General features: G+C 70.3%; 15 protein-coding genes and 1 pseudogene. 3 read left to right on the top strand and 13 right to left on the bottom strand.

All coding sequences use genetic code 11. The features are described from left to right. Positions 1-5: 5 nt before the first annotated feature. The 11 genes from nuoK to ABTZ58_RS26630 are packed head-to-tail and all read right to left on the bottom strand — an operon-like array spanning position 6 to position 10,865. The gene (gene nuoK, locus ABTZ58_RS26680; protein WP_003992252.1) at positions 6-305 is read right to left on the bottom strand and encodes an NADH-quinone oxidoreductase subunit NuoK; all 300 of its coding nucleotides are present in this window, start codon (positions 303-305) and stop codon (positions 6-8) included. Then, complete coding sequence (locus ABTZ58_RS26675; protein ID WP_351361593.1) at positions 302-1,144, bottom strand: NADH-quinone oxidoreductase subunit J; 843 nt, start codon at positions 1,142-1,144, stop codon at positions 302-304. The genes nuoK and ABTZ58_RS26675 overlap by 4 nt, the downstream gene beginning before the upstream one ends. Then, entirely contained in the window at positions 1,141-1,824 is a 684-nt protein-coding gene (nuoI, locus tag ABTZ58_RS26670) for an NADH-quinone oxidoreductase subunit NuoI (protein ID WP_502996126.1), read from the bottom strand. Before nuoI ends, ABTZ58_RS26675 begins: the two co-directional genes overlap by 4 nt. Next, complete coding sequence (nuoH, locus tag ABTZ58_RS26665) at positions 1,799-3,178, bottom strand: NADH-quinone oxidoreductase subunit NuoH (protein ID WP_351361587.1); 1,380 nt, start codon at positions 3,176-3,178, stop codon at positions 1,799-1,801. The genes nuoI and nuoH overlap by 26 nt, the downstream gene beginning before the upstream one ends. Beyond that, positions 3,175-5,679 (bottom strand): NADH-quinone oxidoreductase subunit G, encoded by a 2,505-nt coding sequence (locus tag ABTZ58_RS26660; RefSeq protein WP_351361584.1) that lies wholly within the window; start codon positions 5,677-5,679, stop codon positions 3,175-3,177. The genes nuoH and ABTZ58_RS26660 overlap by 4 nt, the downstream gene beginning before the upstream one ends. Continuing rightward, entirely contained in the window at positions 5,676-7,022 is a 1,347-nt protein-coding gene (gene nuoF, locus ABTZ58_RS26655; RefSeq protein WP_375141752.1) for an NADH-quinone oxidoreductase subunit NuoF, read from the bottom strand. The genes ABTZ58_RS26660 and nuoF overlap by 4 nt, the downstream gene beginning before the upstream one ends. Further along, positions 7,022-7,882: an NADH-quinone oxidoreductase subunit NuoE gene (gene nuoE, locus ABTZ58_RS26650; protein ID WP_351361581.1), complete on the bottom strand. Its 861-nt coding sequence runs from the start codon at positions 7,880-7,882 to the stop codon at positions 7,022-7,024. Before nuoE ends, nuoF begins: the two co-directional genes overlap by 1 nt. Beyond that, complete coding sequence (locus ABTZ58_RS26645) at positions 7,879-9,201, bottom strand: NADH-quinone oxidoreductase subunit D (RefSeq protein WP_351361578.1); 1,323 nt, start codon at positions 9,199-9,201, stop codon at positions 7,879-7,881. Before ABTZ58_RS26645 ends, nuoE begins: the two co-directional genes overlap by 4 nt. After that, positions 9,198-9,941, bottom strand: coding sequence for an NADH-quinone oxidoreductase subunit C (locus ABTZ58_RS26640; protein WP_351361575.1), 744 nt, complete (start codon positions 9,939-9,941; stop codon positions 9,198-9,200). The genes ABTZ58_RS26645 and ABTZ58_RS26640 overlap by 4 nt, the downstream gene beginning before the upstream one ends. Further along, positions 9,938-10,492, bottom strand: a complete 555-nt coding sequence (locus ABTZ58_RS26635; RefSeq protein ID WP_018528252.1) for a NuoB/complex I 20 kDa subunit family protein — start codon at positions 10,490-10,492, stop codon at positions 9,938-9,940. The genes ABTZ58_RS26640 and ABTZ58_RS26635 overlap by 4 nt, the downstream gene beginning before the upstream one ends. A 13-nt stretch (positions 10,493-10,505) precedes the next feature. Continuing rightward, a complete protein-coding gene (locus ABTZ58_RS26630) occupies positions 10,506-10,865 on the bottom strand; it encodes an NADH-quinone oxidoreductase subunit A (protein ID WP_003974383.1) in 360 nt (119 codons plus the stop codon). A 724-nt stretch (positions 10,866-11,589) separates the two neighbouring features. On the opposite strand from ABTZ58_RS26630, the gene ABTZ58_RS26625 reads away from it, so the two are divergent. Next, a complete protein-coding gene (locus ABTZ58_RS26625) occupies positions 11,590-12,435 on the top strand; it encodes a C40 family peptidase (RefSeq protein WP_351361571.1) in 846 nt (281 codons plus the stop codon). Positions 12,436-12,784: 349 nt separating this feature from the next. On the opposite strand, the gene ABTZ58_RS26620 is transcribed toward ABTZ58_RS26625, so the two are convergent. Next, complete coding sequence (locus ABTZ58_RS26620) at positions 12,785-14,068, bottom strand: geranylgeranyl reductase family protein (protein ID WP_351361568.1); 1,284 nt, start codon at positions 14,066-14,068, stop codon at positions 12,785-12,787. Between the two features lie 217 nt (positions 14,069-14,285). Here ABTZ58_RS26620 and ABTZ58_RS26615 point away from each other — a divergent pair. Beyond that, positions 14,286-14,610 (top strand): annotated as a pseudogene (locus ABTZ58_RS26615) (PASTA domain-containing protein). Positions 14,611-14,639: 29 nt separating this feature from the next. Here the strand turns inward: ABTZ58_RS26615 and ABTZ58_RS26610 are convergent. Then, positions 14,640-15,335 (bottom strand): demethylmenaquinone methyltransferase, encoded by a 696-nt coding sequence (locus ABTZ58_RS26610; RefSeq protein ID WP_351361565.1) that lies wholly within the window; start codon positions 15,333-15,335, stop codon positions 14,640-14,642. Between the two features lie 159 nt (positions 15,336-15,494). On the opposite strand from ABTZ58_RS26610, the gene ABTZ58_RS26605 reads away from it, so the two are divergent. After that, positions 15,495-16,493, top strand: a complete 999-nt coding sequence (locus ABTZ58_RS26605; protein ID WP_351361562.1) for a chitinase — start codon at positions 15,495-15,497, stop codon at positions 16,491-16,493. Positions 16,494-16,497: the final 4 nt, after the last annotated feature.

Raw genomic sequence — 16,497 nt, 5'->3', positions numbered from 1 at the left:
ACCCCTTACAGCTTCATCAGGCTGGCGTCGTCGACCGAGGCCGAGTGGCGGGCACGGAACAGGGACACGATGATCGCGAGCCCCACCACGACCTCCGCGGCGGCGACGACCATCGTGAAGAAGGCGATGATCTGGCCGTCGAGGTTGCCGTGCATCCGGGAGAAGGCGACGAACGCGAGGTTGCAGGCGTTGAGCATCAGCTCGATGCACATGAACACCACGATCGCGTTGCGCCTGATCAGCACTCCGGTGGCGCCGATCGTGAACAGCAGGGCCGCGAGATAGAGGTAGTTGACCGGGTTCACTTCGATGCCTCCTCGGGCCGCTTGAACGTGGCCGGCTCGACGGCCTTGCGCTCCAGGCGCTCCTCGGCCCGCTGCTCCAGGGCCCGCAGGTCGTTGAGCGCTTCCTGCGACACGTCCCGGACCTGGCCCCGCTCGCGCAGCGTCTTGCTGACGGTGAGGTCGGAGGGGGTGCCGTCGGGCAGCAGGCCCGCGATGTCGACCGCGTTGTGCCGGGCGTAGACACCGGGCGCCGGCAGCGGCGGCAGGTAGGTGCCCTTGCGCACGCGCTCCTCGGCGAGTTCGCGCTGGGTCTTGGCGCGCTCGGTGCGCTCGCGGTGGGTGAGCACCATGGCGCCGACCGCGGCCGTGATGAGCAGGGCGCCGGTGATCTCGAACGCGAAGACGTACTTGGTGAAGATGAGGGCGGCGATGCCCTCCACGTTGCCGCCGGCGTTCGCCTGGCCGATGCCGTTGAACTCCCTCAGGGACGCGCTGCCGATCCCGGCGATCAGCAGGACGCCGAACCCGAGCCCGCACAGCAGGGCCAGCCAGCGCTGGCCCTTGATGGTCTCCTTCAGGGAGTCCGCCGCGGTGACGCCGACGAGCATCACCACGAACAGGAACAGCATCATGATCGCGCCGGTGTAGACGACGATCTGGACGACGCCCAGGAAGTAGGCGCCGTTGGCGAGGTAGAACACCGCCAGGATGATCATGGTCCCGGCGAGGCACAGCGCGCTGTGCACGGCCCGCCTCATCAGGATGGTGCACAGGGCGCCGATCACCGCGACGGTGCCGAGGACCCAGAACTGGACGGCCTCTCCGGTGGAGGTGGAGTAGGCGGCGAGCTGGGCGGTCATCGGCCGATCACCTTCTCCGACGCCGGCTCGCTCCCGCCGAAGGTCGAGTCGGCCTCCTGCACCACCTCGCCCTTGGAGTGGGCGACCTGGCGCTCGGTACCGGGGGCGGCTTCCGTCACCAGGCCCCGGTAGTAGTCCTGTTCGTCCGTGCCCGGGTAGATGGCGTGGGGCGTGTCGACCATGCCCTCCTCCAGGCCCGCGAGCAGCTGCTCCTTGGTGTAGATGAGGTTGGCGCGGCTGGAGTCGGCCAGCTCGAACTCGTTGGTCATCGTGAGCGCGCGGGTGGGGCACGCCTCGATGCACAGGCCGCACAGGATGCAGCGGGCGTAGTTGATCTGGTACACGCGCCCGTACCGCTCGCCCGGCGAGTAGCGCTCCTCGTCGGTGTTGTCCGCGCCCTCGACGTAGATCGCGTCGGCGGGACAGGCCCAGGCGCACAGCTCGCAGCCGACGCACTTCTCCAGGCCGTCCGGATGGCGGTTGAGCTGGTGCCGTCCGTGGAAGCGCGGGGCCGTGGTCTTCGGCTGCTCGGGGTACTGCTCGGTCAGCCGCTTCTTGAACATGGCCTTGAAGGTCACGCCGAAGCCGGCCACCGGGTTCATGAACCCGGGCTTGGTGTCCTTCGGTTCCTCGGCCTGCGAACGCTCGAGTTCCTCAGCCATCGGACGCCTCCTTTCCATCCGTAGATCCGCCCACAGATCCGTCACTGTGAGTATCTGGCCCACCACTGACAATCAGCTCCCGCTCACGGCGCGAGGGCCGTCGCGGAACCGGCGGAAGTTCCTGTCCCGGCAGGGGCGGTACGGGGAATCCGCCCGCCATCGGGTCGAAGGCGGCCGGGGCCTCGGCCGGCTGCTCGGCCTGCCTGGTCTTCTCGCGGAACATGTCGGCGACGAAGGAGAGCAGCAGCAGGGCGAGCACGGCACCGCCGACGTAGAGGGCGATGTCGGCGAAGTCGTAGCCCTCGTTGCGCAGGGCCCGGACGGTCGCGACGAGCATCAGCCACACCAGCGAGACCGGGATGAGGACCTTCCAGCCGAGCTTCATCAGCTGGTCGTAGCGGACGCGCGGGAGGGTGCCGCGGATCCAGATGAACATGAACAGCAGCAGCTGGACCTTGACGGTGAACCACAGCAGCGGCCACCAGCCGTGGTTGGCGCCCTCCCAGAAGGTGCTGACGGGCCAGGGGGCCCGCCAGCCGCCGAGGAAGAGCGTGGTGGCGACGGCCGAGACAGTCACCATGTTGACGTACTCGGCGAGCATGAACATCGCGAACTTGATCGACGAGTACTCGGTGTTGAAGCCGCCGACCAGGTCGCCCTCGGACTCCGGCATGTCGAAGGGGGCGCGGTTGGTCTCGCCGACCATGGTGACGATGTAGAGGATGAAGGAGACCGGCAGCAGCAGGATGTACCAGCGGTCGGTCTGCCCCTCCACGATCGTCGACGTCGACATCGACCCGGAGTAGAGGAACACGGAGGCGAAGGCGGCGCCCATCGCGATCTCGTAGGAGATCATCTGGGCGCAGGAGCGCAGGCCGCCCAGCAGCGGGTAGGTCGAACCGGAGCTCCAGCCCGCCAGGACGATGCCGTAGATGCCGACCGAGGCGACCGCGAGGATGTAGAGCATCGCGATCGGCAGGTCGGTGAGCTGCATCGTGGTGCGCTGGCCGAAGATCGAGATCTCGTTGCCGGCCGGGCCGAAGGGGATCACCGCGATCGCCATGAAGGCAGGGATGGCCGCGATGATCGGCGCGAGGACGTAGACCGCCTTGTCCGCGCGCTTGACGATCACGTCCTCCTTCAGCATCAGCTTGATGCCGTCGGCGAGCGACTGGAGCATGCCCCAGGGACCGTGCCGGTTGGGTCCGATGCGCAGCTGCATCCAGGCGACGACCTTGCGCTCCATGACGATGGAGACCAGCACGGTCACCATCAGGAAGGCGAAGCAGAACACCGCCTTGATGACGACCAGCCACCAGGGGTCGGTGCCGAACATCGAGAGGTCTTCAGCAGCGAGGTACGACGGGCTCATGCCTCCACCTCCTTGGGGGCCTCGGCGGCGAGCGTCGCCGGACCGATGCGGACGAGGGAGCCGGGCCGCGCCCCGGTGTCGGAGGCGACGCCGCCGCCGGTGGAGTTCAGCGGGAGCCACACCACCCGGTCGGGCATGTCGCTGATCTGCAGCGGCAGTGCGACGGCGCCCTCGGGGCCGGTGACCGCGAGGAGGTCGCCGTCCTTGACGCCCGCCTCGGCGGCGGTGGCGGCCGACACACGCGCGCGTGCGGCGTGCCGGGTGCCGGCGAGGGCCTCGTCGCCCTGCTGCAGGACGCCCTGGTCGAGCAGGAGCCGGTGCCCGGCGAGCACGGCCTCCCCGGCGGCCGGGCGGGGCAGCGCGGCCGCGGTCTCCTCGGGCTCGCCGGCCCGCGGTCCGTCCCAGGCGCCGAGCCGGTCGATCTCCGCGCGCACGGTGCGCAGATCCGGCAGTCCGAGGTGGACGTCCATGGCGTCGGCGAGCATCTGCAGCACGCGCGCGTCGGTGGGCGCGAGCGTGCGGGTCATCTGGTCGGGCTTGAGCGCCGCCTCGAAGAAGCGGACGCGGCCTTCCCAGTTGAGGAAGGTGCCGGCCTTCTCGGCGACCGCCGCGACGGGCAGGACCACGTCGGCCTTGCGGGTGATCTCGTTGGGCCGCAGCTCCAGCGAGACCAGGAAGCCCACCTCGTCGAGCGCGGCACGCGCGCGTGCCGGGTCGGGCAGGTCGGCGATCTCCACGCCCGCCACCAGCAGCGCCTGGAGTTCACCGGTCGCGGCGGCCTCCACGATCTGGCCGGTGTCGCGGCCGTAGCGGTGCGGGAGGCCGGCGACGCCCCAGACGGCCGCGACCTCGTCCCGCGCACGCGGGTCGGTGGCCGGGCGGCCGCCCGGCAGCAGCGACGGCAGCGCGCCCGCCTCGACGGCGCCGCGCTCTCCGGCGCGGCGCGGGATCCACACCAGCCGGGCTCCGGTCGCGGCGGCGGTACGGACGGCGGCCGTCAGGCCACCGGCCACCGCGGCCAGCCGCTCGCCGACCACGATCACCGCGCCCTCGGCGCGCAGCGCCTCGGCCGCGAGCGCACCGTCGTCCTCCAGGCCGGCCCCGCTCGCCAGCGCGTCCAGCCACTCGGTCTCGGTGCCGGGAGCCGCCGGCAGCAGCGTGCCGCCGGCCTTCTCCAGGCCCCGCGTGGTGTGCGTGGCGAGCGCGAAGGTCCGCTGCCCGTGCTTGCGCCAGGCCTTGCGCAGCCGCAGGAAGACGCCGGGCGCCTCCTCCTCCGCCTCGAACCCGACCAGCAGGACGGCCGGGGCCTTCTCCAGCGCGGTGTACGTGACGCCCGTGCCGTCGAGGTCCCGGCCGCGCCCGGCGATCTGCGCGGCGAGGAAGTCGGCTTCCTCGCCGCTGTGCACCCGCGCGCGGAAGTCGATGTCGTTGGTGTCGAGCGCCACGCGCGCGAACTTGCTGTACGCGTAGGCGTCCTCGACGGTGAGGCGCCCGCCGGTCAGCACGCCGGTGCGACCCCGCGAGGCCAGCAGCCCCTGGGCCGCGATCTGCAGCGCCTCGGGCCAGGAGGCCGGTTCGAGGTCGCCCTCGGCGTTGCGCACCAGGGGCGTCTGAAGCCGGTCGCGCTGCTGGGCGTACCGGAAGGCGAACCGCCCCTTGTCGCAGATCCACTCCTCGTTGACCTCGGGGTCGTTCGCCGCGAGCCGCCGCATGACCTTGCCGCGCCGGTGGTCGGTGCGCGTGGCGCAGCCGCCGGAGCAGTGCTCGCACACCGACGGGGAGGAGACCAGGTCGAAGGGGCGGGAGCGGAACCGGTACGCCGCCGAGGTCAGCGCTCCCACGGGGCAGATCTGGATGGTGTTGCCGGAGAAGTACGACTCGAACGGGTCGCCCTCGCCGGTGCCGACCTGCTGCAGCGCGCCCCGCTCGATCAACTCGATCATCGGGTCGCCCGCGACCTGGTTGGAGAACCGGGTGCAGCGGGCGCACAGCACGCACCGCTCGCGGTCGAGCAGCACCTGCGTGGAGATCGGGACGGGCTTCTCGTAGGTCCGCTTGCGGCCCTCGAAGCGGGACTCGGCGTCGCCGTGCGACATGGCCTGGTTCTGCAGCGGGCACTCGCCGCCCTTGTCGCAGACCGGGCAGTCCAGCGGGTGGTTGATGAGCAGGAGCTCCATCACACCCTTCTGGGCCTTCTCCGCGACCGGGGAGCTGAGGTGGGTCTTCACGACCATGCCGTCGGTGCAGGTGATGGTGCAGGAGGCCATCGGCTTGCGCTGGCCCTCGACCTCGACGATGCACTGGCGGCAGGCGCCGGCCGGGTCCAGGAGGGGGTGGTCGCAGAACCGGGGGATCTCGATGCCGAGCTGTTCGGCGGCCCGGATGACCAGGGTGCCCTTGGGCACGCTGATCTCGGCGCCGTCGATCGTCAGCGACACGAGGTCCTCCGGCGGGACCGCCGCCTCTCCCCCGCCGGAGGGAGAGCTGGTGGTCACGGTCATGCGTTCACCTCCGTGCGGTCGGCCCAGGCCGTCGACCTGGCCGGGTCGAAGGGGCAGCCCCGGCCCGTGATGTGCTGCTCGTACTCCTCGCGGAAGTACTTGAGCGAGGAGAAGATCGGCGAGGCGGCGCCGTCGCCGAGGGCGCAGAAGGACTTGCCGTTGATGTTGTCGGCGATGTCGTTCAGCTTGTCGAGGTCGGACATGCGTCCCTTGCCGGCCTCGATGTCGCGCAGCAGCTGCACGAGCCAGTACGTCCCCTCGCGGCAGGGCGTGCACTTGCCGCAGGACTCGTGGGCGTAGAACTCGGTCCAGCGGGTGACGGCGCGGACCACGCAGGTGGTCTCGTCGAAGCACTGGAGGGCTTTTGTGCCGAGCATGGAACCCGCGGCCCCCACTCCTTCGTAGTCAAGAGGGACGTCGAGGTGCTCGTCGGTGAACATCGGGGTCGAGGAGCCGCCGGGCGTCCAGAACTTGAGGCGGTGCCCCGGGCGCATCCCGCCGCTCATGTCGAGGAGCTGGCGGAGCGTGATCCCGAGCGGCGCCTCGTACTGACCGGGGCTGGCGACGTGGCCGGACAGGGAGTAGAGCGTGAAGCCGGGCGACTTCTCGCTCCCCATCGACCGGAACCACTCCTTGCCCCGGTTCATGATCGCGGGAACCGACGCGATCGACTCGACGTTGTTCACCACAGTCGGGCACGCGTAGAGGCCCGCGACGGCGGGGAAGGGGGGACGGAGCCGCGGTTGACCCCGGCGGCCTTCGAGCGAGTCCAGCAGTGCGGTCTCCTCACCGCAGATGTACGCGCCCGCGCCCGCGTGCACCGTGATGTCGAGATCGAGTCCGCTGTCCAGGATGTTCTCGCCGAGGAAGCCCGCCGCGTACGCCTCGCGTACGGCCGAGTGCAACCGCCGCAGCACGGGGACGACTTCACCCCGCAGATAGATGAAGGCGTGCGACGACCTGATGGCGTAGCACGCGATGATCATGCCCTCGATGAGGCTGTGCGGGTTCGCGAAGAGGAGCGGGATGTCCTTGCACGTCCCGGGCTCCGACTCGTCGGCGTTGACAACGAGATAGTGCGGCTTTCCATCGCCCTGCGGGATGAACTGCCACTTCATGCCCGTCGGGAACCCGGCGCCGCCGCGTCCGCGCAGACCGGAGTCCTTGACGTACGCGATCACGTCGTCCGGCGACATGGCGAGCGCCTTGCGCAGTCCCTCGTAGCCGTCGTGCCGCCGGTACACGTCCAGCGTCCAGGACCTGTCCTCGTCCCAGAAGGCCGACAGCACCGGTGCGAGCAGCTTCTCGGGGCTCATGTCTTTCAGCTCGGGTGCCAAGGTCATCACTCCCCCTCCTCGGCTGCGGGCCCGGCCGGGTGGGCCGGGTCGGAGGCCGACGTGTCCTGCGGCGCGTCGTGCGAGCTCAAGTGCTCCGTCGGTGACGGGTCGTGCGGTGCGCCGGTGCGGGCGGCCTCACCGCGCGGGTGCACCACGCGCGCGGGGGACGCCTCCCCCTTGGCGAGCTTCAGGCCGATCAGGGAAGCCGGTCCCGCGCTTCCCCCGGACTCCACGGCGCCGTCCCGCTCGTCGGGGAAGCCGGCCAGGATCCGGGCGGTGTCCTTGAAGGTGCACAGCGGCGCCCCGCGCGTGGGCGTGACCGGGCGTCCGGCCCGCAGGTCGTCGACGAGGCGCTTGGCGCTGGTGGGGGTCTGGTTGTCGAAGAACTCCCAGTTGACCATCACGACCGGCGCGAAGTCGCAGGCCGCGTTGCACTCGATGTGCTCCAGCGTGACCTTGCCGTCGTCGGTGGTCTCGCCGTTGCCGACGCCAAGGTGCTCCTGGAGCTCCTCGAAGATCGCGTCCCCGCCCATGACGGCGCACAGGGTGTTGGTGCACACCCCGACCTGATAGTCACCGCTCGGCTTGCGCCGGTACATGGTGTAGAAGGTCGCGACGGCGGTGACCTCGGCCGTGGTCAGGCCGAGCACGTCCGCGCAGAAGCGCATGCCGGTGCGCGTGACGTGACCCTCCTCCGACTGCACCAGGTGCAGCAGCGGCAGGAGGGCGGAGCGGGAGTCCGGGTAGCGGGCGATGATCTCGCGCGCGTCGGTCTCCAGCCGGGCCCGGACGTCGTCCGGGTAGGCGGGTGCGGGCAGTTCGGGCATGCCCAGGCTGACGCCCCGCTCGGAAGACGATGTGGTCACCGGTCGACGCCTCCCATCACGGGGTCGATGGACGCGACGGCGACGATGACGTCGGCGACCTGGCCGCCCTCGCACATCGCCGCCATCGCCTGCAGGTTGGTGAAGGACGGGTCGCGGAAGTGGACCCGGTAGGGGCGGGTGCCGCCGTCGGACACGACATGCACCCCGAGCTCGCCCTTGGGCGACTCGACCGACGCGTAGGCCTGTCCCGGCGGGACGCGGAAGCCCTCGGTGACCAGCTTGAAGTGGTGGATCAGGGCCTCCATGGAGGTGCCCATGATCTTCTTGATGTGGTCGAGGGAGTTGCCGAGCCCGTCGGGGCCCAGGGCGAGCTGGGCGGGCCAGGCGATCTTCTTGTCGGCGACCATGACCGGTCCGGGCTGGAGCCGGTCCAGGCACTGCTCGATGATCCGCAGTGACTGGCGCATCTCCTCCAGGCGGATCAGGAAGCGGCCGTAGGAGTCGCAGGTGTCGGCGGTCGGGACGTCGAAGTCGTACGTCTCGTAGCCGCAGTACGGCTGGGCCTTGCGCAGGTCGTGCGGCAGGCCGGTGGAGCGCAGGATCGGGCCCGTGGCGCCGAGGGCCATGCAGCCGGCCAGGTCGAGGTAGCCGATGTCCTGCATGCGGGCCTTGAAGATGGGGTTCCCGGTGGCGAGCTTGTCGTACTCCGGGAGGTTCTTCTTCATCTTCTTCACGAACTCGCGGATCTGGTCCACGGCACCGGGCGGCAGGTCCTGGGCGAGTCCGCCGGGGCGGATGTACGCGTGGTTCATCCGCAGGCCGGTGATCAGCTCGTAGATGTCGAGAATGAGTTCACGATCACGGAAGCCGTAGATCATGATCGTGGTGGCGCCGAGTTCCATGCCGCCGGTGGCGATGCACACCAGGTGCGAGGACAACCGGTTCAGCTCCATCAGGAGCACGCGGATGACCGAGGCGCGGTCCGGGATCTGGTCCTCGATGCCGAGGAGCTTCTCGACGCCGAGACAGTACGCCGTCTCGTTGAAGAACGGCGTCAGGTAGTCCATGCGCGTCACGAACGTGGTGCCCTGCGTCCACGTCCGGTACTCGAGGTTCTTCTCGATGCCGGTGTGGAGGTAGCCGATGCCGCAGCGGGCCTCGGTGACGGTCTCGCCCTCGATCTCCAGGATCAGGCGGAGCACGCCGTGCGTGGACGGGTGCTGCGGGCCCATGTTGACGACGATGCGCTCGTCGTCGGCGCGGGCCGCGGACTGGACGACCTCGTCCCAGTCGCCGCCGGTGACCGTGTAGACGGTGCCTTCGGTGGTCTCCCGAGGGGAGGCGTGCGAAGTGCTCATGAGTACGACCTCCGCTGGTCCGGAGCCGGGATCTGGGCGCCCTTGTACTCGACGGGGATGCCGCCGAGGGGGTAGTCCTTGCGCTGCGGATGGCCCTGCCAGTCGTCCGGCATCATGATCCGCGTCAGGGCGGGGTGGCCGTCGAAGACGATGCCGAAGAAGTCGTACGTCTCGCGCTCGTGCCAGTCGTTGGTCGGATACACCGAGAACAGCGACGGGATGTGCGGGTCGCTGTCGGGGCAGCTGACCTCCAGGCGGATCACCCGGTTGTGGGTGATCGAGCGCAGGTGGTAGACGGCGTGCAGCTCGCGGCCCTTGTCGTTCGGGTAGTGCACGCCGCTGACGCCGGTGCACAGCTCGAAGCGCAGGGCCGGGTCGTCGCGCAGGGTGCGGGCGACCCGGACCAGGTGCTCGCGCTCGATGTGGAAGGTCAGCTCGTCGCGGTCGACGACCGTCCGCTCGATGGCGTTCTCCGGAAGCAGGCCCTGTTCCTCCAGGGCCCCCTCCAGCTCGTCGGCGACCTCGTCGAACCAGCCGCCGTAGGGGCGGGTCGCCGGTCCCGGGAGCCGGACCGAGCGGACCAGGCCGCCGTAGCCGGAGGTGTCGCCGCCGTTGCTCGCGCCGAACATGCCGCGCTGGACGCGGATCTCCTCGCCGCCCTGGCCGCGCTGGCCCGGGAGGTTCGACGCGCTGAGGTCCTTCTCGGGGTTGGCGCCACCGGCGCCGTTCGCGTCGCTCATCGCAGCAGCCCCTTCATCTCGATCGTGGGCAGGGCCTTGAGCGCCGCCTCCTCCGCCTCGCGGGCCGCCTCCTCGGCGTTCACGCCGAGCTTGGAGGACTGGATCTTCTGGTGGAGCTTGAGGATGGCGTCCATCAGCATCTCCGGCCGTGGCGGGCAGCCGGGGAGGTAGATGTCGACCGGCACGATGTGGTCGACGCCCTGGACGATCGCGTAGTTGTTGAACATGCCGCCGGAGGAGGCGCAGACCCCCATGGAGATCACCCACTTGGGGTTCGGCATCTGGTCGTAGACCTGCCGGAGCACCGGCGCCATCTTCTGGCTGACCCGGCCGGCGACGATCATCAGGTCCGCCTGGCGGGGCGAGCCCCGGAAGACCTCCATGCCGAAGCGCGCCAGGTCGTAGCGGCCGGCACCGGTGGTCATCATCTCGATGGCGCAACAGGCGAGGCCGAACGTGGCGGGGAAGACGGACGACTTGCGCACCCAGCCCGCGGCCTGCTCGACGGTGGTCAGCAGGAAGCCGCTCGGCAGCTTTTCTTCGAGTCCCATGACTTGTGGCCCCTCAGTCCCATTCCAGGCCGCCGCGCCGCCATACGTACGCGTACGCGACGAAGACGGTGAGCACGAAGAGCAGCATCTCCACGAGCCCGAAGATCCCCAGGGCGTCGAAGGTGACGGCCCAGGGGTACAGGAAGACGATCTCGATATCGAAAATGATGAAGAGCATCGCCGTCAGGTAGTACTTGATCGGGAAGCGCCCGCCGCCGGCCGGCGTGGGGGTCGGCTCGATACCGCACTCGTAGGCCTCGAGCTTGGCCCGGTTGTACCGCTTGGGCCCGATCAACGTGGCCATGACCACGGAGAAGATCGCAAAGCCTGCCCCGAGGGCTCCCAGTACGAGGATGGGCGCATAAGCGTTCACCGCTCCTCGCTCCTCTCAGTCGGCACTGACTGCTGGCGGTTGGCGTTGAGCTCACGTCCGCCCCACCAGTCCCGCGAACCCCGCCCGCCCCGGCGAAGATCGGGAACATGTGAAGCAGGTCACAAGCCCAACCGCGTGCATCTTATGCCCGACGCTCTGTGATCTGCGACACGGGGTATTGCACAAGCTTTGTGATCTCCACCACCTGACGATCGATCATGAAGTCGGATGAGCGGTGATCTTCACACGCGAAGCGTCCGAGTGATCACCAGAGGTGACATTTTGGCTCGTCAGCGCAGCTCGGAGGGTGCGTCTCAATATCAAGAGAGTTCGCGTGCATGCAAATTGGCGGTGGCCTCGATCTCTTGATAGTGGCGCGTTCACACCTCCGGGGGCGCGCGGGGCGGGGTGTGGACGCGTGCACGCGTTCACGATCTCCGTCCGGTCGTGATCCGGCCGTGATCCACGCACCGGGACGCCGCCGCCGGGGCAACCGTTCCGTGACCTCCGCCACATTGATGAGAGGCTCATGAGAACGGGGCTTGGCCAATCAAGCCAACCAGTGGTAGGCGCGGGGCAATTCGGGCGTATTGATCAAACGCCGTGATCACAGGCCGGTTACATCGCGCCCGCAATGTCCGTTATGGCGTCAATAAAGAGCCTCGTTCAGGGGTTTTGGGCCCTCGGTTGAACAACTGTGGCGCAGGACACGTTTCTTGAAGATATGAAGGAGCCCCTGGTACCGGTTGTTCCCATGTCCCACACCGCTCACATACGCAGCCACCGGAAGCCCCGCCGCAGCGCGACCTCTTCGATCGCCATGCGTGCCGGAGTCGCCGGTGGCGTTCTCAGCATGGCGGCGGCGGGTGCGTCGGCCTCGGCGAACGCCGCCGAGCCGGTGACGCAGACCATCGAACTGCCCACCCTGACGGCCGACATGTCCGCCGCGGTCGCCCAGTCGGCGGCCGCCACGCAGCAGGCCGCCGCGAACTACGAGCTGCGCGCAGAGCGTGACGCCGCCGCCGCCAAGGCCGCCGCGGAGGCCAAGAAGGACCTCGCCGAGGCGAAGGAGAAGGCCGAGGCCAAGAAGAAGGCCGCCGAGGCCGCCCGCAAGGCCGCCGCCGAGCGTGCCGAGCGCAGCGCCGAGCGCGCCACGCTCGCCACGACCGCGTCCGCGTCCGCCTCCACCTCCACGTCGGTCTCGGCGCCCGCCAGCGGCAGCGTCGCCACCGTCATCGCCTTCCTCAAGGCGCAGGTGGGCGACGCCTACGTCATGGGTGCGACCGGTCCCAACGCCTGGGACTGCTCCTCGCTGGTGCAGGCGGCGTACAAGCAGGTGGGTGTGGACCTGCCGCGCGTCTCGCAGGACCAGTCGATGGCGGGCACGGACGTCCCGCTGTCCAGCATCCAGGTCGGCGACATCCTGTACTGGGGCGGCAAGGGCTCCGCGTACCACGTGGGTGTCTACATCGGGAACGGCCAGTACCTGGACGCGGCCAACCCGTCCAAGGGCGTCGTCATCCAGGACCTGTCGGGCTACCCGGCGTCGGGCGCGGTGCGCGTCCTCTGACCCCAAGCACCCCAAGCACCCCGAACGACCGGAGGGCCGCTGCCGTACGCCGGCAACGGCCCTCCCGTGCTGCCCGGAGCGCGCCTCACCCGCCCCGCAGGCCCACGAGGCCCTCCAGGGCCCCTCTGGGCGCCTCGACGGTGCCGAGTGCGCCCGGGGCGCCCGGAGCCGGTGGCGCGGCTCGTCCACCCGCCTCAGAGGCTCCGGCCCCGGCGGTCGGCACGGCGCCCGGACGCTATGACACCCGGCGCCCGGATTGTCCGCATCCGGCGGCGCGTTGACGACGTGTCGCGCCGCCGGCGGTGCGGTCCCGGGCGGATGGCCTGCCGCCGCTCGGCCACCGGGCCGTTCAGGCCTTCGGCGCGACCTTGCTCAGTCCGTTGATGATCCGGTCCATCGCGTCGCCGCCCGTCGGGTCGGTGAGGTTCGCGAGGAGCTTCAGCGTGAACCTCATCAGCAGCGGGTGCGTGAGACCGCGCTGGGCGGCGATCTGCATGACCTTCGGGTTGCCGATGAGCTTCACGAAGGCCCGGCCGAGGGTGTAGTAGCCGCCGTAGGTGTCCTTCAGGACGCGCGGGTAGCGCTGGAGGGCCATCTCCCGGCCGGCCGGGGTCGAGCGCGCGTGGGCCTGGACGATGACGTCGGCGGCGATCTGGCCGGACTCCATGGCGTAGGCGATGCCCTCGCCGTTGAACGGGTTCACCAGGCCGCCGGCGTCGCCGACCAGCAGCAGGCCCTTGGTGTAGTGCGGCTGGCGGTTGAAGGCCATCGGGAGCGCGGCGCCGCGGATGGGCCCGGTCATGTTGTCGGGGGTGTAGCCCCAGTCCTCCGGCATGGACGCGCACCACGCCTTCAGGACCTCGCGCCAGTCCAGCTCCTTGAAGGACTCGGAGGTGTTGAGCACGCCCAGGCCGACGTTGGAGGTGCCGTCGCCCATGCCGAAGATCCAGCCGTAGCCGGGCAGCAGGCGGTCCTGGGCACCGCGGCGGTCCCACAGTTCGAGCCAGGACTCCAGGTAGTCGTCCTCGTGGCGAGGGCTGGTGAAGTACGTCCGGACCGCCACGCCCATCGGGCGGTCCTCGCGGCGGTGCAGGCCCATCGCGAGGGAGAGCCGGGTGGAGTTGCCGTCGGCGGCGACGACCAGCGGCGCGTGGAAGGTGACCTCGCGCTTCTCCTCGCCGAGCTTGGCGTGCACCCCGGTGATGCGGCCCGTGCGGTCGTCGACGATCGGCGCGCCCACGTTGCACTTCTCGAACAGCCGGGCACCGGCCTTCTGGGCCTGCCGGGCGAGCTGCTCGTCGAAGTCGTCGCGCTTGCGGACCAGGCCGTAGTCGGGGAAGGAGGCGAGATCCGGCCAGTCGAGCTGGAGGCGGACTCCCCCGCCGATGATCCGCAGCCCCTTGTTGCGCAGCCAGCCGGCCTCTTCCGAGATGTCGACGCCCATCGCCACGAGCTGCTTGACGGCGCGCGGGGTGAGTCCGTCACCGCAGACCTTCTCACGCGGGAACTCGGTCTTCTCCAGCAGCAGTACGTCGAGTCCGGCCTTGGCGAGGTGGTACGCGGTCGTGGAGCCGGCTGGCCCCGCGCCGACGACGATGACATCGGCGGTGTTTTCGGAGAGGGGCTCGGTCACGGCGGGATCTCCCCAAGGTTCGAAGTCTGCGTGCCGACCGGCACAGGACACGGGCAGTCTATTCAGCGCTCTTGATCACCCGGTCGAAGGGCCGCCCCCTACGCGACACGGTCGGTGACTCTCCGTGTTCGAGTGTCACAGAAAGACACCTGTCGCTTCCGGCCGCCGCGGAGCCGGAGTTACCCTTCCCGTACCGCTGGGGGTGACAACTGTGCACATGTCCCGCGAAACACCCGAGGTGCGGGTTCCGCGCCTGGTCGGCCTGATGGCCGTGGACGCACGCGAGACGGCCCGGGCCCAGGGGCTGTCCCTCAACGCGCCGGACCGGCCCGACTTCCACCTCGCCGTCGTCGACTACGTCGTACGCCAGTACCCGCAGCCCGGCGCCGCGGGAGTCGATGGTCTACGTGTGGTTCGGCTTCGGGCCGGGCGAGGGCGGCGGGGGCGTGCGCGAGCCGCGCGTCCCGGAACCGCCCCGGGGCGGACTGCGACAGGAACTGGACGAGCCGGGCGACCCGCACATGGTGCTCAGCGACCGCTAGGGCCCGGCCGCCGGGGCGGCTCGACGGGCTCAGCTCTCCTTGAAGCCCCGGTGCAGGGCGACGATCCCGCCGCTCAGGTTGCGCCAGGCCACCCGCGACCAGCCGGCCCCGCCCAGCCGCCCGGCCAGGGCGGCCTGGTCGGGCCACGCGCGGATGGACTCGGCGAGGTAGACGTACGCGTCGGGGCTGGAGGACACGGCCCGGGCCACCGGCGGCAGGGCGCGCATCAGGTACTCGGTGTAGACCGTGCGGAACGGCGCCCAGGTGGGGTGCGAGAACTCGCAGATGACGATCCGCCCGCCGGGCCGGGTCACCCGGTGCATCTCGCGCAGCGCCGCGTCCGTGTCCTGCACGTTGCGCAGGCCGAAGGAGATGGTGACGGCGTCGAAGCTGTCGTCCTTGAACGGCAGCCGCGTCGCGTCCCCGGCGGTGTACGGCAGCCAGGGCTGCCGCTGCTTGCCGACCCGGAGCATGCCCTGGGAGAAGTCGCAGGGGACGACGTAGGCGCCGGTGCGGGCGAAGGGCAGCGAGGAGGTGCCGGTGCCGGCCGCCAGGTCCAGGATCTTCTGCGCCGGGCGCGCGTCGACCGCCCTGGCGACCTCCTTGCGCCATCGCCGGTCCTGGCCGAGGGACAGCACGTCGTTGGTCAGGTCGTACCGTTCCGCCACGTCGTCGAACATCGAGGCGACTTCGTGCGGCTGCTTGTCCAGGGATGCGCGGGTCACGGGCCCATTCTTACAGTACAACCTCCGGGCAGGAGCCGGGGTGCGCGCCGTGCCGCCACGTCCTCCACCCAGCCGCACGGCACCCCCGTGAGACGTTTGCGGCCGGGAAACGTACTGAGCCTTGACCCCTGAGGTCCCACGAAGACGGGAGCGCACGCCATGAGGAGTTCGCGGAGGACGGCCGCCGGTCTCGGCTGTCTGATCGCCCTCGCCCTCGCCGCCGTGGGCTGTTCGGGCCAGGACGGCCCGGCCCGCGCTGCCGGTTCGGCGACGGCCGCCGCCGGCACCTCGTACGCCCCGTACGTCAGCGCCACCGAGGCCGCCGCCACCGACACGGCCGGCTCCCCCACGACGTACAACCTGGCCTTCGTCATCGCCGAGGGCAGCGACTGCACGCCGCGCTGGAACGGCACCCACGCCCTCGGTGACACGGCGGTCACCTCCCGCATCGCGGCGCTCAAGGAGGACGGCGGCCGGGTCCGGGTCTCCTTCGGCGGCGCCTCCGGGAAGGAACTCGCGGCGAACTGCGACAGCGTCTCCGCGCTGGCCGCGGCCTACGGCGAGGCCCTGGACGCGGCCGGCACCACCCTGGCCGACTTCGACGTCGAGGGCGACGACCTGTCCGACTCCGCCTCCGTCGCGCTGCGTTCGCGGGCGATCGCGCGGCTGCAGGAGGAACGGGACGGCCTGGAGGTCTCGTTCACACTGCCGGTGATGCCGTCGGGCCTGGACGAGGACGGCCTGGCGCTGCTCGCCTCGGCCAACGACCACGGTGTGCGGGTCTCCACGGTCAACCTGATGACGATGAACTACGGCTCGTCCTACGACGGCGACATGGGCGGATACGCGCTCACCGCCGCCGAGGCCGCGCACACGCAGCTGAGGAAGGTCTTCGGCACGTCGGACGCCGAAGCCTGGCAGGGCATGGCGCTCACGTCGATGATCGGCGTCAACGACGTCGCGGGCGAGACCTTCACGCTCGCCGACGCGGCCGAGGTCCGCGCCTTCGCCGAGGAGAGGAACATCGCCTGGGTGTCGATGTGGTCGACGGCCCGGGACCGGCAGTGCGCGACCGGCCGACGGAGCGGCGGAGCGGCGACCGACTGCAGTGGGGTGGCGCAGGGTCCGGGGGCGTTCGGCGAGGCCTTCGCGGGCTGAGCCG

It is taken from the genome of Streptomyces sp. NPDC094143 (assembly GCF_040303825.1).
Lineage (GTDB): Bacteria > Actinomycetota > Actinomycetes > Streptomycetales > Streptomycetaceae > Streptomyces.
The sequence above is the reverse complement of the archived record's forward strand: the minus strand, read 5'-3'. Positions and strand labels throughout refer to the sequence as shown.